We start from the raw sequence: 18,405 nt of genomic DNA on the forward strand, positions 1-18,405 counted from the left end.
CTTTCGGGGCGGATGAAGCGGAGGCCAGCCGGGTTGTCGGATCTCTGCGACAATCGCGGCATTGGCCCGAATTCTAACGTATGCGCCGCTATTCCACGACCGCCGAGCCCGCCCCCGCCGAGCCGGCAAATTCGCTGTTCCAGGGCGGCGGCGCGCGCCGCAGTGACTGGCAGACCGTTCGCAACCTGCTCCCCTACGTCTGGCACTACAAGTGGCGCGTGATGCTGGCGCTTACCTGCCTGGTCGCCGCCAAGGTGGCCAACCTGGGCGTGCCGGTGCTGATGAAGAAGCTGGTCGACAGCATGAACATCGCGCCTGGCGATCCGGCGGCGTTGCTGGCCGTGCCAGTGGGATTGATTGTTGGCTACGGCCTGTTGCGCCTATCGAGCACGCTGTTCACCGAGTTGCGTGAAATCCTCTTCTCGAAGGTCACGCAGAGCGCGGTGCGAGAGATCGCGCTGCAGGTGTTCCGCCATTTGCACGCGCTGTCGCTGCGCTTCCATCTGGATCGGCAGACCGGGGGGATGAGCCGGGACATCGAGCGCGGGACGCGCGGCATCCAGTCACTGATCTCGTACTCGTTGTACAGCATCCTGCCCACGCTGGTCGAGATGTCGCTAGTGATCGGCTTCTTCGTTGTGCGCTACGACATCTGGTTCGCCGCGATCACGATCTGCGCGCTGGCTGGCTACATCGTGTTCACGATCGTCGTGACCGAATGGCGCACGCATTTCCGGCGCAAGATGAACGAGCTCGACTCGCGCGCCAACCAGAAGGCAATCGACTCGCTGCTGAACTTCGAGACCGTGAAATATTTCGGGAACGAGGAGTACGAGGCACGCCGCTACGACGAGAACCTGCGTACCTATCGCACGGCGGCGATCCGCTCGCAGAACTCGCTGTCGTTCCTGAATTTCGGCCAGCAGGCGATCATCGCCCTGGGCCTGATCCTGATCCTGTGGCGTGCCACGGTGGGCGTTGCCGCCGGCAAGCTCACGCTTGGTGACCTCGTGCTGGTCAACACGCTGATGATCCAGCTCTATATCCCGCTCAACTTCCTGGGCGTGATCTATCGCGAGATCAAGCAGGCCACCACCGATATGGACCGCATGTTCGTGCTGCTCGGCACGCAACAGGAGGTGGCCGACACGCCCGGCGCGCCGGTGCTCGCCGTCAACGGCGCCGAGGTGCGCTTCCGCCATGTCGGCTTTGGCTACGAGAAGAACCGCGTGATTCTCGACGACGTCGATTTCACGATCGCGGCGGGGACGACAACGGCCGTGGTTGGCCACAGCGGCTCGGGCAAGTCCACGCTCGCGCGGCTGCTGTTCCGCTTCTACGACGTCACGCGGGGCAGCATCGAGGTCGATGGGCAGGACATCCGCAAGGTGCGGCAGGTCAGCCTGCGCGCGTCGATCGGCATCGTGCCGCAGGACACCGTGCTGTTTAACGACAGCATCTACTACAACATCGCCTATGGCCGCCCGGAGGCCACGCGCGAGGAAGTCATCGAGGCAGCGCGCGCCGCGCAGATCGACACCTTTATCAGCGAATTGCCGCAGGGCTACGACACGCCGGTGGGCGAGCGGGGCCTGAAGCTGTCCGGCGGCGAGAAGCAACGGGTGGCCATCGCGCGCACGCTGCTGAAGAACCCACCGATCCTGGTATTCGACGAAGCCACGTCGGCGCTCGACTCTCGCACCGAACAGGCGATCCAGTCGGAACTGATGCGGCTGGCGCAGAATCGCACCACGCTGCTGATCGCGCACCGGCTATCGACCGTGGTGCACGCCGACCAGATTCTTGTGATGGACCGTGGACGCATCATCGAGCGCGGCACCCATGCCGAGCTGATGCGGGCCAATGGCCACTACGCCGAGATGTGGCAGATCCAGGCGCGCAACGCGGCGGAGGGCTCGCCCGATGCCGACGCGCTGGCGATCGATGTGGGCGACGCCACGCAGGATGCATAGCGCAAGGCATCGATTGTCGACAATCGATGCCAGCAACCGCGGCTGAGAACTGTCCGCGCACAATCCTGGTTCGTCATTGCGCCACCGGCACGCCTTGCCCCGGTGCATGAGAGACGCCTGAAAAGCTGGCACGCCACTTGCGAAAAGCCCTCTCCAGAGAGATCAACTACTGGAGAAGGTCCATGCCGCAATCCCCTCTGCGCCGTCATCTGCTGAAGCTGTGCACCGCCATGGGCACCACCATGGTGCTGTCGACACTCTGCGCGGGCACCGCGCAGGCGCAGACCGCGACGAAGATCCGCTTTCAGCTCGACTGGCGCTTTGAAGGGCCATCCGCGCTGTTCCTGCTTGGCGAGCAGAAGGGCTACTACAAGGCCGAGAAGCTCGACGTGTCGATCGACGCCGGCAATGGATCGGGCAACGTGGTCAATCGCGTGGCCTCCGGCACGTACGACATGGGTTTTGCCGATCTGGCATCGGTAATGGAGTTCTACGGCAACAACCCGGACGCGAAGAACAAGCCGGTGGCCGTGATGATGGTCTACAACAACACGCCGGCCGCCGTGCTGGCGCTGAAGAAGTCCGGCATTCGCGCGCCGAAGGACCTGACCGGCAAGAAGCTCGGCGCCCCGGTATTCGATGCCGGCCGCCGCGCGTTCCCGATCTTCGCCAAGGCCAACGGCCTGCAGGCGGCGTCGTTCAACTGGCAGGCGATGGACCCGACGCTGCGCGAGACCATGCTGACGCGTGGCGATCTCGATGCGATCACCGGCTTCTCGTTCACGTCGATCCTGAATCTCAATGCGCGCGGCGTGAAGGATGAGGACATCGTCGTGCTCCCCTATCCGCAGTACGGCGTGAAGCTGTATGGCAACGCGATCATTGCGTCGGAGCAGTTTCTGAAGGCCCACCCTGAAGCGGTCAAGGCCTTCCTGCGGGCGTTCGCGAAATCGGCGAAGGACGTGATCGCGAACCCGGAAGAGGGGATCAAGGCCGTGAAGGCGCGCGACGGGATCATCGACGAGAAGCTTGAAGTTCGCCGGCTGAAGATGGCGCTCGACGCGGTGGTCAAGTCGCCCGACGCGAAGGCGGAGGGTTTCGGGCGCGTCAACAAGCCGCGACTGTCGCTGATGGCATCCCAGGTGGCCGACGCCTTCGCCACGAAGGGGCGCATCAATCCCGATGCGCTGTGGACCGATGCCTACCTGCCGTCGGCAGCCGAACTGGATGTCCTGCGATGATGGCCCGGCAAGCGCTTCACCCCGCCACTGGCGGAGCCTCCAACGCAACCCGGCCGTTCGTCGATTTCAATCGCGTCTGGCTGGCCTACGACGACGATCTGGCGCGGCGCGGGGAGTTCGCGGTCGAGGACATCTCGCTGCAGGCAGCCGAAGGCGAGTTCATCGCCATCGTCGGCCCCTCTGGATGCGGCAAGTCGACGTTCATGAAACTGGCTACCGGCCTGCGGCAGGCCACGCGTGGTGCGGTCAGCATCAACGGCGAGAAGGTCAGCGGGCCGCTCAAGCAGGTGGGCATGGCTTTCCAGGCGCCGACGCTGCTGCCATGGCGCACCACGCTCGACAACGTGATGCTGCCGCTCGAGATCGTCGAGCCGTACCGCTCGACCATGCGCGCGAAGCGCGACGAGTATGTGGCGCGTGCCCGCGATCTGCTGAAGACGGTCGGGCTTGCTGGTTACGAGGACAAGTATCCGTGGCAGCTTTCGGGCGGCATGCAGCAGCGGGCATCGATTTGCCGGGCGCTGATCCATCAGCCGCGAATGCTGCTGCTGGATGAGCCGTTCGGCGCGCTCGACGCGTTCACGCGCGAGGAACTCTGGTGCGTGCTGCGGGACCTCTGGCAGGCGCAGCGCTTCAACGTGATCCTCGTCACGCACGATCTGCGCGAGGCCGTGTTCCTGGCCGATACCGTGTACGTCATGAGCGCGCGGCCGGGGCGCATCCTGCTGCGCCGGGAGATCGACCTGCCGCGCCCGCGTCCGCTCGATGTCACCTATTCCGAACCCTTCGCCGAACGCGTGCACGAGTTGCGCGAGAAGATCGGCCACGTCAGGCAGCAATGATCATGAACACGATGTCTTCGATTCAGGCAAAGCGCGTGCAGCGCGTGGCCCCGTGGCTGTTGCTGGGTGCGTTCCTGTTGCTGTGGCAGGTGGCGTGTCTCGCGTTCAACGTGTCGGACTTCATCTTGCCGAGCCCGTCTTCGATTGTCGCTTCGATGGCCGAGTATGGCGATGTGATCGCCGCTCACGCGTGGCGCACCTTCTGGACCACGATGGTCGGCTTCGGCCTGGCCATCGCGGTGGGCGTGGTGCTCGGCATGCTGATGGGATCGTCGAAACTGGCGTACGCGGCGACCTATCCGCTGATGACGGCCTTCAACGCGCTGCCGAAGGCGGCGTTCGTGCCGATCCTGGTGGTGTGGTTTGGGCTTGGCGCCGGGCCGGCGATCCTGACCGCGTTCCTGATCTCGTTCTTCCCGATCATGGTCAATATCGCGACGGGGCTGGCGACACTCGAACCCGAACTCGAGGACGTACTGCGCGTGCTCGGCGCCAAGCGTCGCGACGTGCTGCTGAAGGTGGGCCTGCCCCGCGCGATGCCGTTCTTCTTCGCCTCGCTGAAGGTGGCGATCACGCTTGCGTTCGTCGGCACCACGGTGTCGGAGATGAACGCCGCCAACGAAGGAATCGGCTATCTGCTCGTGTCCGCAGGATCGGCCATGAAGATGCCGCTGGCGTTCGCCGGTCTCGTCGTCATCGCCATCATGGCGATGGGCATGTATGAGCTGTTCTCGGTGCTGGAGAAACGGATGACGGGCTGGGCGCATCGAGGGTGAGGCTTCGGTGTTTCTCCGCTTTCCCGCTCCGGGGGAGAGCGGACCGGCTTCTCTGAAGCCTGACCCGCTACGCGTAATCCAGCGGCAGCGCCGTCGTGTACTTGATCTGCTCCATCGCGAAGCTGGAACTGACGTCAGCAAGCTCGGTGCCCTGGATCAGCTTCTTGTACACGGCGTCATAGGCGGCGATATCGGGCACCACCACGCGCAGCAGGTAGTCGGTATCGCCCGCCATGCGATAGAACTCGGTGACTTCCGGGATCGACGCCACCAGCCCGTGGAAGGTCTTGAGCCATTTTTCGCTGTGCTGGTTGGTGCGGACCGAGACGAAGACGGTCACGCCGACGTTCAGCTTGGCGGGGTCGAGCAGCGCCACGCGCTTGCGGATGATGCCGGACTCTTCCAGCTTTTGGACTCGGCGCCAGCAGGGCGTCGATGTCAGGCCGACCTGTTCGCCGATCTCGGCGACGGGCACGGTGGCGTCCTCCTGCAAAATGCTGAGGATCTGGCGGTCATAACGGTCCATGGGGTCTCGCAATCAAGGGGGCGAAAGGGGTGCCGGGCACCCGCCGCCCTTGCGGTGCGAGTGTCAGCTGACGACGGTGTCTACCAGCAGGTTGACGCCGGTGGAGATGCGGCTCTGTTCCACGCCGTAGATGTGCAGCGAGACGGTGACGTCGTCGCTGGCATTGCCGAGGGCGTGGATGTGTTGCAGGCCGGCCGGCACGCTGAACGTATCGCCGGCTTCGCGCGTCACGGCGCCGACCTGCGACGCCGTGCGGCTTTCCGGATCCCAGCGGTAGTGCCGTTCGTACATGGTGCCGCGCAGCACGCGATAGGCGCACCACGTGCGATGGCCGTGCACCGGGCTGAACTGGCCAGGACGCCAGACCAGCAGCATCACGGAAAAGCGTTCGAAGGGGTCGGCGTGGACCAGATGGCGGGTGTAGGTGTCCGGGCTGCCTTCCCGCGCGCCCGGCGGCAGGCTGGCCAGCAGCGTTTCCGCATCGGGCAGGCTCGCGGCGACCTGTTCGGCGACCATGCGGGCGTTCTTGGCCAGGGTGGCTTCGATTCCGCTGGTGAACGGCGTCAGTGGCGACGGTTCTGGGGCGCCGGAGCTGGCGCAAGGGGCGGAGGTTTGCATGGCGAGCTCTTCTTGGTGGTGTTATGGCTTCCATCATAGGAGGACCCTCCGAGCACAATGATGCAAAATTCAGTCTGGAATGGATTGGAATTGTAATCCTGTTCTACTGGTTGCGCATTTTTGGGAATGATCTTGCGCGCCGTGCGTCCGGGCGGGCGCCGGGTGATAATCCGCGCCATGGAAATCAAATGGCTTGAAGACTTCGTCAGCCTGGCCGAGACGCACAGCTTCTCTCGCTCGGCGGAACTGCGGCATGTCACGCAGCCGGCATTCTCGCGTCGGATCCAGTCGCTCGAGGCGTGGGTCGGCACCGAACTGATCGACCGTTCGAGTTACCCCACCAGCCTGACTGCCGCCGGCAAGGTGTTCTATGAACAGGCGCTGGCGATGCTGGCGCAGGTCAGCGAGACGCGGGCGCTAATGCGCGGCCAGCGCTCGGCCAACGCGCAGGTGCTGGAATTCGCGGTGCCGCACACGCTGTCGCTGACGTTTTTCCCGGAGTGGCTCAAGGGGGTCGAGCGCAAGGTCGGCACGCTGCCATGCCGGCTGCGGGCGCTGAACGTGCACGACGCGGTGCTGATGCTCGTCGAAGGTGGGTGCGACCTCGTCATGGTCTATCACCACTCGCGCCAGGCCATCCAGCTCGACCCGGCGCACTACGACATGCTGGTGCTCGGCACCGAGCGCCTGTCTCCCTATAGCGTCCCCGATGCGTCCGGCCGCCCGCTGTTCCGGATGCCCGGCACCGACAAGAAGCCGGTGCCGTACCTGAGCTACACGCCCAATGCCTTCCTTGGCCGCATGGTGGACATGCTGCTGGCCGAATCGCCGGAAACGCTCAAGCTCGACAAATGCTACGAGACTGATATGGCCGAGGCGCTCAAGGTCATGGCGCTGGCCGGGCATGGCATGGCCTTCCTGCCCGAGAGCGCGGTACGCGAGGACGTTGCCGCCGGCCGGCTGGTGCGCGCCGATGCCGCGAAGGGCTTGCCCCAGTCGATCGACATGGAAATCCGGCTCTATCGCGAACGGCCGCCGGAACACGCCAACGAGCGGCGCGGCAGCCAGCAGCGCCGCAAGCGCCAGCTCGTGGACAAGATCTGGGCGGCGCTGACCTCGTAAAAAACCCATTTCGGGGAGGGGGTAATGATTATGCGTGTCTTGCATAACCCTGCATGGGCGGATAATCAAACGGCATTGGATTCGGGAGTGGGGCCGCCGATATGCTCCGTGTCACCTTTACTCGGGACCCAACGATGTCTTCCGCAGCACCGACGCAAAACGTCTCCAATGGTCATACCCTGCCTTCGTACCTGAACGCCGACAACCTCGGCCCGTGGGGGATCTACCTGCAGCAAGTCGACCGTGTCACGCCCTACCTGGGCTCGCTGGCACGCTGGGTGGAAACCCTGAAGCGCCCGAAGCGCGCGATGATCGTCGACGTACCCATCGAACTCGACAACGGCACGATCGCCCACTTCGAGGGCTATCGCGTGCAGCACAACCTGTCGCGCGGCCCGGGCAAGGGCGGCGTCCGCTTCCACCAGGACGTGACGTTGTCCGAGGTGATGGCGCTGTCGGCCTGGATGTCGGTCAAGAATGCGGCCGTGAACGTGCCGTACGGCGGCGCCAAGGGCGGTATCCGCGTTGATCCGCGCACCCTGTCGCACGGCGAACTGGAACGCCTGACCCGCCGGTACACGAGCGAAATCAACATCATCATCGGACCGAGCAAGGACATTCCCGCCCCGGACGTGAACACCAACGCCCAGGTCATGGCCTGGATGATGGATACCTACTCGATGAACTCGGGCAGCACGGCCACCGGCGTGGTGACCGGCAAGCCGATCTCGCTGGGCGGTTCGCTGGGTCGTCATGAAGCCACGGGCCGCGGTGTGTTCGTCGTCGGTTCCGAGGCGGCCCGCAACCTGGGCATGGACGTCAAGGGCGCGCGCGTGGCGGTGCAGGGCTTCGGCAACGTGGGTGCCGTGGCAGCCAAGCTGTTCCATGAGGCGGGCGCCACGGTGGTGGCGGTGCAGGACCATCGCACCACGCTGTTCGACCCGGCCGGTCTGGACGTGCCGAAGATGATGGAGTACGCGTCGCACAGCGGCACGATCGAAGGCTACCGCGCCGAGGTCATCTCCACCGAGCAGTTCTGGGAAGTCGATTGCGACATCCTGATCCCGGCCGCGCTGGAAGGGCAACTGACCGCCAGCAATGCGCCGAAGATCAAGGCGAAGCTGGTGATCGAGGGCGCCAACGGCCCGACCACGCCCGAGGCCGACGATATTCTTCGCGAGCGCAATATCCTGGTTTGCCCGGACGTGATCGCCAACGCCGGCGGCGTGACCGTGTCCTACTTTGAATGGGTGCAGGATTTCTCGAGCTTCTTCTGGACCGAAGAGGAGATCAACGAGCGCCTGGTACGGATCATGCAAGAGGCCTTCCGGGCAATCTGGCAGGTTGCCCAGGACAACAAGGTCACGTTGCGGACGGCTGCGTTTATCGTTGCCTGTACGCGTATTCTGCAGGCGCGCGAAATGCGCGGCCTGTATCCCTGATGAGGCAGGGTTCCCGGTGGGCGGCTGGTGCTGCGACGCAGCAAGGTTGCCCATTGCCTGGATGACACCGAAACGCGGCGACTGGTTTGTTCCAGTCGCCGCTTTTTTATTTCCGGGGCTTGCGGGGGAGCGAGGCCATGTGGGCAGTTGTGTCTCGATTTGGCGCATCGCCGCGAATCTGTGCTCTAACTTGCCCCAATTAGGGGAATACCCGTTGTGCTGGGTGGCGAGCTAAGCAATACTGTTTCGTCGGTGGGACATTTGATACAGTCCCGCCTTTCTCTTCATGGTCAAGGAGATGTTATGAATGTAGCCAAGCTGGCTGGCCTGATGATCGCCGCAGGCGTCCTGTGCGGTAACGCGCAGGCCGCAGAGCAGCTCACGGGCACGCTGCAGAAGATCAAGGATACGGGTGTCATCACGCTGGGCGTGCGCGATTCGTCGATTCCTTTCAATTACAACCTGGGCGGCGTGCGTCAGGTGGGCTATTCCTACGATATCAATATGAAGATCGTGGAAGCCATCAAGGACCAGCTCAAGCTGCCGAACCTGCAGGTCAAGGAAATCCCGATCACGTCGCAGAACCGCATCACGCTGCTGCAGAACGGCACGATCGACATCGAGTGCGGCTCCACGACCAATAATCTGGAACGCCAGAAGCAGGTCTCCTTCACCGACACCATCTTCATTATTGGCACGCGCATCATGGTGAAGAAGGACGGCGGCATCAAGGATTGGGCCGACCTGAAGGGCAAGAACGTGGTGACCACCGCCGGCACGACGTCCGAGCGCCTGCTGCGCAAGATGAACGATGACCAGAAGCTGGGCATGAACATTATCAGCACCAAGGATCATGGCCAGTCGTTCCTGACGCTGGAATCGGGCCGTGCCGTGGCATTCATGATGGACGACGCGCTGCTCTACGGCGAGCGCGCCAAGGCCAAGAACCCGAACGACTGGATCGTGGTGGGCAAGCCGCAATCGCGCGAAGCCTATGGTTGCATGATCCGCAAGGATGATGCACCGTTCAAGAAGGTGTCCGATCAGGTGATCGCCGGCCTGATGAAGGATGGCTCGATCAACACGATGTACACCAAGTGGTTCATGCAGCCGGTGCCGCCGAAGGGCCTGAACCTGGACTTCCCGCTGTCCGACGACATGAAGGCGCTCTTCAAGACTCCGAACGACAAGGCACTCGACTGATCCCCACGATTGGAGCAGTGCGAAACGGAAGGAGCAGTCCTTCCGTTTCTTTTTGAGGACGCATCATGGATTACGCTTTTCATTGGGGAGTCTTCCTCGAGCAGGCGGCGGCGAACGAGACCTACCTGGACTGGATGATTTCCGGTCTCAAGGTGACGATCGCGCTTGGCCTGTCCTCGTGGATCATCGCTCTCGCCATCGGATCGGTGCTGGGCGTGCTGCGCACCGTGCCGAACAAGTGGCTGTCGGGGATCGCCGCCACCTACGTCGAGATCTTCCGGAACATTCCGCTGCTGGTGCAGCTTTTCATCTGGTACTTCGTCGGCCCCGAACTGCTGCCCGGCGGCGAGGCGATCAAGCAGATGAATCCGTTCACCCAGCAGTTCCTGGCCGCCATGCTCTGTCTGGGCACCTTCACGGCCGCCCGGGTTTGCGAACAGGTGCGCTCGGGTATCAATTCGCTGCCGCGCGGCCAGAAGAACGCCGGCCTGGCGATGGGTTTCACGCTGCCGCAGACGTATCGCTACGTGCTGCTGCCGATGGCATTCCGCGTTATCGTGCCGCCGCTGACTTCCGAGTTTCTGAATATCTTCAAGAACTCGGCCGTGGCGTCGACGATCGGTCTGCTGGAACTGGCCGCGCAGGGGCGCCAGCTGGTGGACTACACCGCGCGCCCGTATGAGTCGTTCATCGCCGTCACGGTGCTGTACGCGCTCATCAACTTCACCGTGATGCTGATCATGCGCTGGGTGGAACGTCGCACCCGCGTGCCCGGCTTCATCGGTGGCAAGTAAGGAGCTGGAACATGGCATACGAATTTGATTTCAGCTCGATCAACCCCTCCACGCTGCATGTGCTGGGCGAAGGGATGCTCGTGTCGGCCAAGATCACCGTGACCGCGGTGATCGTCGGCATCGTCTGGGGCACGATTCTGGCGATGATGCGCCTGTCGTCGAACAAGCTGCTGAACTGGTTCGCGCAGGGGTATGTGACCCTCTTCCGCTCCATCCCGCTGGTGATGGTGCTGTTGTGGTTCTTCCTGATCATTCCGCAGTTGCTGCAGAAGACGTTCAACCTGTCGGCGGCATCGGACCTGCGCATGACTTCGGCGCTGATCGCGTTCTCGCTGTTCGAGGCCGCGTATTACTCGGAGATCATCCGCGCCGGTATCCAGAGCGTGTCGCGCGGGCAGATGTTCGCCGCGCAGGCGATGGGCATGACCTATGGCCAGAGCATGCGGCTGGTGATCCTGCCGCAGGCGTTCCGCAACATGGTGCCGCTGCTGCTGACGCAGGGCATCATCCTGTTCCAGGATACGTCGCTGGTCTACGTGAGCGCGCTGGCGGACTTCTTCGGCCAGGCGTACGGCATTGGCGAACGTGATGGCCGCATCGTCGAGATGCTGCTTTTCGCCGGCCTCATCTACTTCATCATTTGTTTCTCCGCTTCGCTGCTGGTCAAGCGTTACCAGAAAAAGGTGGCTGTATGATCGAAATCAATAACGTTTCCAAGTGGTACGGCGCCTTCCAGGTGCTGACCGACTGCACCACCAAGGTTGCCAAGGGTGAAGTGGTGGTGGTGTGCGGTCCGTCCGGTTCGGGCAAGTCCACGCTGATCAAGACCGTCAATGCGCTGGAGCCGTTCCAGAAGGGCGACATCCTCGTCGACGGCACGTCGGTGGGCAATCCGAAGACCAACCTGCCCAAACTGCGTTCGCGCGTGGGCATGGTGTTCCAGAACTTCGAACTGTTCCCGCACCTGTCGATCACCGAGAACCTGACCATCGCGCAGATGAAGGTGCTGGGCCGCTCGAAGGACGAGGCGATGGCAAAGGGCCTGAAGTATCTGGAGCGCGTGGGCCTGAAGAGCCAGGCGGAAAAGTACCCGGGCCAGCTTTCCGGTGGTCAGCAGCAGCGCGTGGCGATTGCCCGCGCGCTGTCGATGGACCCGATCTGCATGTTGTTCGACGAACCGACCTCGGCGCTCGACCCGGAAATGGTCAACGAGGTGCTGGACGTGATGGTGCAGCTCGCGCAGGAAGGCATGACCATGATGTGCGTGACCCACGAAATGGGCTTCGCGCGCAAGGTGGCCAACCGCGTGATCTTCATGGATGCCGGCAAGATCGTGGAAGACTGCGCGAAGGAAGAGTTCTTCGGCAACATCGACGCCCGCTCGGACCGCGCCAAGCAGTTCCTGTCGAAGATCCTGCACCACTGAGCGCAGGCAACCAGACGGACGCAAGCGCCGAGTGCCCCTTCCCGCCACGCCGGAAGGGGCATTTTCATTTGGTCAGGGTCGGACTCAGGGTCGGACTCAGTGGCGGGCTCAGGGTCGGACTCAGGTGCAGGCCGTATTTGCCGCGTTCTTCGCCTGGACTTCCGGTGGGATGGGCACGCTCCACGTCATGGTGGGCCGACCGTCCTCGAACATGATCAACTCGCCCGGCGCGAACTGGGTCCAGGTCTCGTTGTCCGTCAGCGGCGCGGTGGCGATCACGGCCACGCGGTCATCGGGCGTGGTCACCTGCGCGAAGTCGATCGACAGGTCGGCATCGATCAGATGCGCCTTCGAGAATGGCCACTGGCGCACGATGTAGTACAGGCGCGTGGAGCAGTGGGCGAACAGCGCCTGCCCGTTGCAGAGCAGGAAGTTGAACACCCCATGCAGCGTGATGTCGCGCGTGATGTCGGCCAGCGCATGGCCGAGTTCGTTGAGCGGCGGCTGAGATCCGGGAAAGCGCTTGCGCAGGCCCTGCATCAGCGCGCAGAACGCCAGCTCGCTGTCGGTGTCTCCCACCGGCTGGTAGACGCCGGACAGGAACGGCGCAAAGCCGTGCAAGTCGCCGTTGTGGGCAAAGATCCAGTGCCGTCCCCAGAGTTCTCGCATGAACGGATGGCAGTTCTCGAGCAGTACAGTGCCCTGCGTGGCCTTGCGGATATGCGAGATCACGTTCTTCGACTTGATCGGGTAGCGCTTGATCAGGTCGGCCACCGGCGAGGTACCCGCCGACTGGTTGTCGATGAACAGCCGGCAGGCCTTGTCCTCGAAGAATGCGACGCCGAATCCATCGGAATGATGGTCGGTCACACCGCCGCGGGCGGCGAAGCCGGTAAAGGAAAACGTCACGTCCGTGGGCGTGGCGCAATTCATGCCTAGAAGCTGGCACATGGCGAAGGCACCGTGCGGCAGGGGGCTGCCGCTTTGCAATAGAATGCAGGCATTATCCTGCGCGTGCCCGGCGCTGCCAAGCACGGCGGCGGTACGCGCCTCCCCCGCAGTCACCCCTCCTTCCCAGCCATGAGTCAATACAGGATCGCTGTCATTCCCGGAGACGGAATCGGAACGGAAGTGATGCCCGAAGGCATCCGCGTCATGGATGCCACCGCACGACGTTTCGGCATCGATTTTCAGTGGGACCACTTCGACTTTTCCAGTTACGCGTACTACGAGCGCCACGGCAAGATGCTGCCGGACGACTGGTTTGACACCCTGGTCAAGTACGACGCCATCTACTTTGGCGCGGTTGGCTGGCCGGCGAAGATTGCCGATCACGTGTCGCTGTGGGGCTCCCTGCTGCAGTTCCGGCGCTCGTTCGACCAGTATGTGAACCTGCGCCCGGTCCGGCTGATGCCCGGCATCAAGAGCCCGCTGGCCGACCGCAAGCCGGGCGACATCGATTTCTACGTGGTGCGCGAGAACACCGAGGGTGAGTATTCGAGTATCGGTGGGCGCATGTTCCCGGGTACCGAGCGCGAGATCGTGATGCAGGAGACGGTGATGAGCCGGCACGGCGTCGACCGCATCCTGAAATTCGCGTTCGAACTGGCGCAGAAACGCCCGAAGAAGCACCTGACGTCGGCCACCAAGTCCAACGGGATCTCGATCACGATGCCGTACTGGGACGAACGGGTGGAGGCGATGGCCGCCAACTATCCAGGCATGAAGGTCGACAAGTACCACATCGACATCCTGACCGCCCACTTCGTACAGCACCCGGACTGGTTCGACGTAGTGGTGGCCAGCAACCTGTTCGGCGACATCCTGTCCGATCTCGGCCCGGCCTGTACCGGCACGATCGGCGTGGCGCCATCGGGCAACATCAATCCTGATAAGGTCTATCCCAGCTTGTTCGAGCCCGTGCATGGCTCGGCGCCCGACATCGCTGGCCAGGGCATCGCCAATCCGATCGGCCAGATCTGGTGCGGTGCAATGATGCTCGAACACCTGGGCCACGCCGAGGCTGGCGCGGCCGTGCTGGCGGCCATCGAGCAGGTGCTGGCCGCGGGACCGGGTCATGCGCCGCTGACGCGTGATATTGGCGGTACCGCCTCCACGGCCGATCTCGGCCAGGCCATCGCGGAGGCGCTGTGAATCCACAGGTCGATCCCCGTACATTGCTGCTGGAGAGCTTCCGCGCCGCCGTGGCGGCAGCCGATCCGCTCGAAATCGTGGCCGCGCACCTGCCGCCACCGCACGCGGGCGGCCGCACGCTGGTCGTTGGGGCAGGCAAGGCCGCGGCGTCAATGGCGCTGGCCGTCGAACGCGCGTACCAGGGCAAGGCCAAACTGGAAGGCATCGTCGTCACGCGCTATGCGCACGGCCTGCCGACCGAACATATCCGCGTGATCGAAGCCGGCCATCCCGTGCCGGACGAGGCCGGCGAGCAGGCCGCCGCCGACATCCTTGCCCGCGTGCAGGCGCTGGGCCCGGATGACCGGCTGATCGTGCTGGTCTCCGGCGGCGGGTCGAGCCTGCTGTCGTTGCCGGCCGAAGGCATTCCCATGGCCGACCTCAAGGCCACCACGCGCGAGCTGCTGCGGTGCGGGGCGCCGATCACGGACATGAATATCGTGCGCAAGCACACCTCGCGCATCCAGGGCGGCCGTCTGGCGCAGGCCAGCCGCGCCCCAGTCACCACGCTGATCGTCTCGGACGTGGCCGGCGACGACCCGAGCGCGATTGCATCGGGTCCGACCGTGCCGGACGCAAGCACGTACGCCGATGCGCTGGCGATCCTCAAGCGCTATGGCGCGGCGGTGCCGGCAACCGTGCAGGCGCATCTGGAGCGCGGCGCGCGTGGCGAGGTCGAGGAAACGCCGAAGCCGGGCGATCCGCTGTTCATGAACGTGGACAATCGCATGATCGCCACGGCACACGACAGCCTGGAAGCCGCGGCGGCTGAGTTCCGTCGCCAGGGCGTCAATGCGGTAGTGCTCGGCGATACCGTGACTGGCGAGGCGCAGGAGGTGGCCCGCGTCTACGCGGCGCTGGTGCGCGAGATTCGAGCGTACAATGCGCCGTTCGCAGCGCCGGTTGCGCTGATTTCTGGCGGTGAATGCACGGTCACATTGCCAAGCGGCGCGTCCGAATCGGCGCGCGGCGGGCGGTGCTCTGAATTCCTGCTGTCTCTGGCGATCGAATTGGCAGGCACGCCGAATGTCCACGCGATCGCGGCCGATACCGACGGTATCGACGGGTCCGAAGACAATGCCGGCGCGTTGCTGGCGCCCGATTCGCTGGCCCGCGCGGAAGGCAGCGGCACTTCGGCCCGGCAGAAGCTCGACGCACACGACGCGTGGGGCTTTTTCGATGCGATCGGCGACCTGGTCGTGACCGGCCCGACGCGTACCAATGTGAATGACTACCGCGCCATTCTGATTCTCTAGATTTCCCCGTCTTACTCGTTTCGCTCGTCCCCATGACCCAGAAACTCACCATCACCCGCCCGGACGACTGGCACCTGCACCTGCGCGATGGCGCGGCGCTGGCGGCCGTACTGCCCGACACGGCACGCCAGTTCGCACGTGCCATCATCATGCCGAACCTGAAGCCGCCCGTGACCACGGTGGATCAGGCCAGTGCCTACCGCGCGCGCATTCTGGCCGCGCTGCCGGCCGGCATGGCGTTCGAGCCGCTGATGACGCTGTACCTGACCGACAACACGCCGCCGGAGGAAATCGTCGCGGCCCGTGCCAGCGGTTTCGTCCACGGCGTCAAGCTGTATCCGGCCGGCGCCACCACCAACAGCGATGCCGGCGTGACCGATATCCGCCGCTGCGCCGCCACGCTTGAGGCGATGCAGCGTGAAGGTGTGCCGCTGCTGGTCCACGGCGAGGTCACTGATGGCGACATCGACATCTTCGATCGCGAGGCCGTGTTCATCGACCGCGTGATGAAGCCGCTGCGCCGCGACTTCCCGGAGCTCAAGGTGGTGTTCGAACACATCACCACCCGCGATGCGGCCCAGTACGTGGCCGAGGCCGAAGGCCCGGTCGGCGCGACGATTACCGCGCACCACCTGCTGTACAACCGTAATGCGATCTTCACGGGCGGGATTCGTCCGCACTACTACTGCCTGCCGGTGCTCAAGCGCGAGATCCACCGCGAGGCGCTGGTCAAGGCCGCGACGTCGGGCAGCCCGCGTTTCTTCCTTGGCACTGACAGCGCACCCCACGCACGCGGCCTCAAGGAGCACGCATGCGGCTGCGCCGGCTGCTACACGGCGCTCCATGCGATGGAGCTCTATGCCGAAGCGTTCGACGCTGCCGGCGCGCTGGACAAGCTCGAGGCATTCTCCAGCTTCAACGGCCCGGCCTTCTACGGCCTGCCGCGCAATAGCGGCACGCTGACGCTGACGCGCGAAGACTGGGAACTGCCGGCCGAGCTGCCGTACGGTGATACCACGCTGGTGCCGCTGCGCGCCGGCGAAACGCTGCGCTGGAAGGCGAGCTGAGTCGGTTGCTGTCGACGATCGACTGGACGCGGCCGTGGTTCCTGCCATTCGCCGCGTCCGCATCCTGCCTCGATGGCAGTGACCTGCGCGAGGCTTTCAACGCGGCGGCATTGGGCAGCCTCAACGCCCAGGGTTTGCCGCTGCGCTTCGTGCCCCAGGACAGTCTGCCCGAAGGTGTGGCCTACGAGTCCCACATCTTCGCCACCGGGCAGGTGCCAACGCGCGACAACCTGCACGACACATTCAACGCGCTAATTTGGCTGCATTTCCCTGAGACCAAGCGACTGCTCAACCGGCTGCAAGCCGAGGCCATCGAGCGGGACGGCGTGCAAGCCGTGCGCGGGGGCCTGCGTGACGCGGCGACGTTGTTCGACGAGAACGCCGTGATTCTGGTCAGCGAAGATGCAACGATTGCCAATGCGCTGCGCGGATTTGCCTGGCGCAAACTGTTTGTCTCACGTCGTGATGCCTGGCGCGATACCTGCGCGGTAGTGCCGTTCGGTCATGCGCTGCTGGAAAAATTGGTACAGCCCTACAAGTCCGTGACCGCCCATGCATGGTGGATTCCGGCGTCGCCGACGACGCCGATCGCCAGGCTCGACGGCATGCTGGCGGCGTCACTGGCCGAGGCTGCGGAGCAGGGGCGTCTCAAGGGTGGCCGCAGTTTCGCGCCGCTGCCGGTGATGGGCATTCCGGGTTGGTGTGGCGAGAGCGCTGCCCCTGGTTTCTACGACGATGCCAGCGTGTTTCGGCCCGGACGCCGCGGCGCGGCCGCCAATGCCGAGGCGGGCTGACCGGCACCGCGCATCGGTGTTAGACTGCGGGCCGCAAAGCAGGCCAGACAATCGCTGCTTGCATCGCAAGGTGCAAGGGGAGGAAAGTCCGGACTCCACAGGGCAGGGTGTTGGCTAACAGCCATCCACGGTAACGTGCGGAATAGGGCCACAGAGACGAGTCTTGCCGCTGGCTTCGGCTGGCGGGAAGGGTGAAACGCGGTAACCTCCACCTGGAGCAATCCCAAATAGGCAGACGATGAAGCGGCCCGCCGAGTCTGCGGGTAGGGAGCTGGAGCCGGCCGGTAACGGTCGGCCTAGAGGAATGGTTGTCACGTTCCGGGCGCCGCAAGGCGTGCGGGGCGCACAGAATCCGGCTTATCGGCCTGCTTTGCTTCAGATACGCGAACGCCCGGCACAATGCCGGGCGTTTTTGTTTGGCCGGGACGGATGCTTCCGCCTGGCTTGGACGAAGACGGTCAGCCTTCGACGATTTCCGTCGTGTGCGTGATCTCGGCCGTCTTGGCCAGCATGATCGAGGCTGAGCAGTACTTCTCGTGCGACAGCTCGATCGCGCGTTCGACCTTGCCCGGATCCAGGTTGCGACCGGTCACGGTGAAGTGGAAATTGATCTTCGTGAACACCTTCGGGTCGGTCTCGGCGCGCTCGGCTTCCAGCTTGACGCTGCAACCGCGCACGTCCTGGCGGCCACGCTTGAGGATCAGCACCACGTCATATGCCGTGCAGCCGCCGGTGCCCAGCAACACCATTTCCATGGGCCGGGGCGCCAGATTGTTGCCGCCGCCGTCAGGCGCGCCATCCATCGCCACGATGTGACCGCTGCCGGTCTGGGCTACGAAGCTCATGCCCTCCGGGCCCATCCATGTCACTTTGCATTCCATTTTTTTCGTTCCTCGGTTCTAGTTTGTGTGTTTGCGCGCTTCGCCGCGCGATCACGCATCTTGCATTTCGTGAGTATATGACATGCGGGAATTGGCCTCCGGCCACGCCATTCCCCACGAAATTCTGAGGGTTTCTTCTAATGCGATGCCTGCGAGACCTCGCGGATTCTTGTCCAACTCATTGTTTAATAAGGAATGTGAGGCATTCGATATGATTTATTCGCAATTTCATATTGCGGTATCGCATTTCG

At 63.8% G+C, this 18,405-nt stretch carries 18 protein-coding genes and 1 other RNA gene; 15 read left to right on the plus strand and 4 right to left on the minus strand.

Annotated features, from left to right (window positions below):
- Window positions 1-80 precede the first annotated feature (80 nt).
- From RMET_RS01980 to RMET_RS01995, 4 genes are all read left to right on the plus strand, one after another.
- The gene (locus RMET_RS01980) at window positions 81-1,973 is read left to right on the plus strand and encodes an ABCB family ABC transporter ATP-binding protein/permease (RefSeq protein ID WP_011515268.1); all 1,893 of its coding nucleotides are present in this window, start codon (window positions 81-83) and stop codon (window positions 1,971-1,973) included.
- A 182-nt stretch (window positions 1,974-2,155) separates the two neighbouring features.
- Window positions 2,156-3,214: an ABC transporter substrate-binding protein gene (locus RMET_RS01985; protein WP_011515269.1), complete on the plus strand. Its 1,059-nt coding sequence runs from the start codon at window positions 2,156-2,158 to the stop codon at window positions 3,212-3,214.
- A complete protein-coding gene (locus tag RMET_RS01990) occupies window positions 3,211-4,056 on the plus strand; it encodes an ABC transporter ATP-binding protein (protein WP_011515270.1) in 846 nt (281 codons plus the stop codon). The genes RMET_RS01985 and RMET_RS01990 overlap by 4 nt, the downstream gene beginning before the upstream one ends.
- Window positions 4,053-4,832, plus strand: a complete 780-nt coding sequence (locus RMET_RS01995; RefSeq protein ID WP_011515271.1) for an ABC transporter permease — start codon at window positions 4,053-4,055, stop codon at window positions 4,830-4,832. The genes RMET_RS01990 and RMET_RS01995 overlap by 4 nt, the downstream gene beginning before the upstream one ends.
- Before the next feature lie 67 nt (window positions 4,833-4,899).
- Here the strand turns inward: RMET_RS01995 and RMET_RS02000 are convergent, their stop codons facing one another.
- Together RMET_RS02000 and RMET_RS02005 are read right to left on the minus strand one after the other, a co-directional pair.
- Window positions 4,900-5,358 carry an Lrp/AsnC family transcriptional regulator gene (locus RMET_RS02000; protein ID WP_011515272.1) on the minus strand — a complete coding sequence of 153 codons (459 nt, stop codon included), beginning with the start codon at window positions 5,356-5,358 and terminating at the stop codon, window positions 4,900-4,902.
- Between the two features lie 63 nt (window positions 5,359-5,421).
- Window positions 5,422-5,976 (minus strand): cysteine dioxygenase family protein, encoded by a 555-nt coding sequence (locus tag RMET_RS02005; protein ID WP_011515273.1) that lies wholly within the window; start codon window positions 5,974-5,976, stop codon window positions 5,422-5,424.
- A gap of 177 nt (window positions 5,977-6,153) precedes the next feature.
- Here RMET_RS02005 and RMET_RS02010 point away from each other — a divergent pair, with 177 nt between their 5' ends.
- The 6 genes from RMET_RS02010 to RMET_RS02035 all read left to right on the plus strand — a co-directional run bounded on the left by RMET_RS02010 (window position 6,154) and on the right by RMET_RS02035 (window position 11,963).
- Window positions 6,154-7,098: a LysR family transcriptional regulator gene (locus RMET_RS02010; RefSeq protein ID WP_024569482.1), complete on the plus strand. Its 945-nt coding sequence runs from the start codon at window positions 6,154-6,156 to the stop codon at window positions 7,096-7,098.
- 134 nt (window positions 7,099-7,232) lie between these two features.
- Window positions 7,233-8,540 (plus strand): Glu/Leu/Phe/Val family dehydrogenase, encoded by a 1,308-nt coding sequence (locus tag RMET_RS02015; protein ID WP_011515276.1) that lies wholly within the window; start codon window positions 7,233-7,235, stop codon window positions 8,538-8,540.
- Window positions 8,541-8,843: 303 nt separating this feature from the next.
- Window positions 8,844-9,743 carry a glutamate/aspartate ABC transporter substrate-binding protein gene (locus RMET_RS02020; RefSeq protein WP_011515277.1) on the plus strand — a complete coding sequence of 300 codons (900 nt, stop codon included), beginning with the start codon at window positions 8,844-8,846 and terminating at the stop codon, window positions 9,741-9,743.
- A gap of 65 nt (window positions 9,744-9,808) precedes the next feature.
- Window positions 9,809-10,537: an amino acid ABC transporter permease gene (locus RMET_RS02025; protein ID WP_011515278.1), complete on the plus strand. Its 729-nt coding sequence runs from the start codon at window positions 9,809-9,811 to the stop codon at window positions 10,535-10,537.
- Window positions 10,538-10,548: 11 nt separating this feature from the next.
- Window positions 10,549-11,232 (plus strand): glutamate/aspartate ABC transporter permease GltK, encoded by a 684-nt coding sequence (gltK, locus tag RMET_RS02030; RefSeq protein WP_008645994.1) that lies wholly within the window; start codon window positions 10,549-10,551, stop codon window positions 11,230-11,232.
- Entirely contained in the window at window positions 11,229-11,963 is a 735-nt protein-coding gene (locus RMET_RS02035; protein WP_008645995.1) for an amino acid ABC transporter ATP-binding protein, read from the plus strand. The genes gltK and RMET_RS02035 overlap by 4 nt, the downstream gene beginning before the upstream one ends.
- A gap of 120 nt (window positions 11,964-12,083) precedes the next feature.
- On the opposite strand, the gene RMET_RS02040 is transcribed toward RMET_RS02035, so the two are convergent.
- Entirely contained in the window at window positions 12,084-12,914 is an 831-nt protein-coding gene (locus tag RMET_RS02040; protein ID WP_011515279.1) for a class II glutamine amidotransferase, read from the minus strand.
- Between the two features lie 129 nt (window positions 12,915-13,043).
- Here RMET_RS02040 and RMET_RS02045 point away from each other — a divergent pair, with 129 nt between their 5' ends.
- From RMET_RS02045 to rnpB, 5 genes are all read left to right on the plus strand, one after another.
- Entirely contained in the window at window positions 13,044-14,117 is a 1,074-nt protein-coding gene (locus RMET_RS02045) for a tartrate dehydrogenase (protein WP_029309699.1), read from the plus strand.
- Window positions 14,114-15,412, plus strand: a complete 1,299-nt coding sequence (locus RMET_RS02050; protein ID WP_011515281.1) for a glycerate kinase type-2 family protein — start codon at window positions 14,114-14,116, stop codon at window positions 15,410-15,412. Before RMET_RS02045 ends, RMET_RS02050 begins: the two co-directional genes overlap by 4 nt.
- Before the next feature lie 32 nt (window positions 15,413-15,444).
- Complete coding sequence (gene pyrC, locus RMET_RS02055) at window positions 15,445-16,479, plus strand: dihydroorotase (RefSeq protein ID WP_011515282.1); 1,035 nt, start codon at window positions 15,445-15,447, stop codon at window positions 16,477-16,479.
- 5 nt (window positions 16,480-16,484) lie between these two features.
- A complete protein-coding gene (locus RMET_RS02060; RefSeq protein ID WP_011515283.1) occupies window positions 16,485-17,273 on the plus strand; it encodes a DUF3025 domain-containing protein in 789 nt (262 codons plus the stop codon).
- Window positions 17,274-17,308: 35 nt separating this feature from the next.
- An RNA gene (gene rnpB, locus RMET_RS31805) (RNase P RNA component class A) lies at window positions 17,309-17,649 on the plus strand.
- An 82-nt stretch (window positions 17,650-17,731) separates the two neighbouring features.
- Here the strand turns inward: rnpB and RMET_RS02065 are convergent.
- Entirely contained in the window at window positions 17,732-18,154 is a 423-nt protein-coding gene (locus RMET_RS02065) for an OsmC family protein (RefSeq protein WP_011515284.1), read from the minus strand.
- Between the last annotated feature and the right edge of the window lie 251 nt (window positions 18,155-18,405).

The sequence above is a fragment of the Cupriavidus metallidurans CH34 genome, assembly GCF_000196015.1.
Classification (GTDB): domain Bacteria; phylum Pseudomonadota; class Gammaproteobacteria; order Burkholderiales; family Burkholderiaceae; genus Cupriavidus; species Cupriavidus metallidurans.

What these genes read in the sequence shown, in the direction of transcription:
- RMET_RS02015 (WP_011515276.1), top strand. Translation starts at nt 7,233, where the DNA reads ATGTCTTCCGCAGCACCGACGCAAAACGTCTCCAATGGTCATACCCTG.
- RMET_RS02035 (WP_008645995.1), top strand. Translation starts at nt 11,229, where the DNA reads ATGATCGAAATCAATAACGTTTCCAAGTGGTACGGCGCCTTCCAGGTG.
- RMET_RS02010 (WP_024569482.1), top strand. Translation starts at nt 6,154, where the DNA reads ATGGAAATCAAATGGCTTGAAGACTTCGTCAGCCTGGCCGAGACGCAC.
- gltK (WP_008645994.1), top strand. Translation starts at nt 10,549, where the DNA reads ATGGCATACGAATTTGATTTCAGCTCGATCAACCCCTCCACGCTGCAT.
- RMET_RS01980 (WP_011515268.1), top strand. Translation starts at nt 81, where the DNA reads ATGCGCCGCTATTCCACGACCGCCGAGCCCGCCCCCGCCGAGCCGGCA.
- RMET_RS02065 (WP_011515284.1), bottom strand. Translation starts at nt 18,154, where the DNA reads ATGGAATGCAAAGTGACATGGATGGGCCCGGAGGGCATGAGCTTCGTA.
- RMET_RS01985 (WP_011515269.1), top strand. Translation starts at nt 2,156, where the DNA reads ATGCCGCAATCCCCTCTGCGCCGTCATCTGCTGAAGCTGTGCACCGCC.
- RMET_RS02000 (WP_011515272.1), bottom strand. Translation starts at nt 5,358, where the DNA reads ATGGACCGTTATGACCGCCAGATCCTCAGCATTTTGCAGGAGGACGCC.
- pyrC (WP_011515282.1), top strand. Translation starts at nt 15,445, where the DNA reads ATGACCCAGAAACTCACCATCACCCGCCCGGACGACTGGCACCTGCAC.
- RMET_RS02025 (WP_011515278.1), top strand. Translation starts at nt 9,809, where the DNA reads ATGGATTACGCTTTTCATTGGGGAGTCTTCCTCGAGCAGGCGGCGGCG.
- RMET_RS02045 (WP_029309699.1), top strand. Translation starts at nt 13,044, where the DNA reads ATGAGTCAATACAGGATCGCTGTCATTCCCGGAGACGGAATCGGAACG.
- RMET_RS01995 (WP_011515271.1), top strand. Translation starts at nt 4,053, where the DNA reads ATGATCATGAACACGATGTCTTCGATTCAGGCAAAGCGCGTGCAGCGC.
- RMET_RS01990 (WP_011515270.1), top strand. Translation starts at nt 3,211, where the DNA reads ATGATGGCCCGGCAAGCGCTTCACCCCGCCACTGGCGGAGCCTCCAAC.
- RMET_RS02040 (WP_011515279.1), bottom strand. Translation starts at nt 12,914, where the DNA reads ATGTGCCAGCTTCTAGGCATGAATTGCGCCACGCCCACGGACGTGACG.
- RMET_RS02020 (WP_011515277.1), top strand. Translation starts at nt 8,844, where the DNA reads ATGAATGTAGCCAAGCTGGCTGGCCTGATGATCGCCGCAGGCGTCCTG.
- RMET_RS02005 (WP_011515273.1), bottom strand. Translation starts at nt 5,976, where the DNA reads ATGCAAACCTCCGCCCCTTGCGCCAGCTCCGGCGCCCCAGAACCGTCG.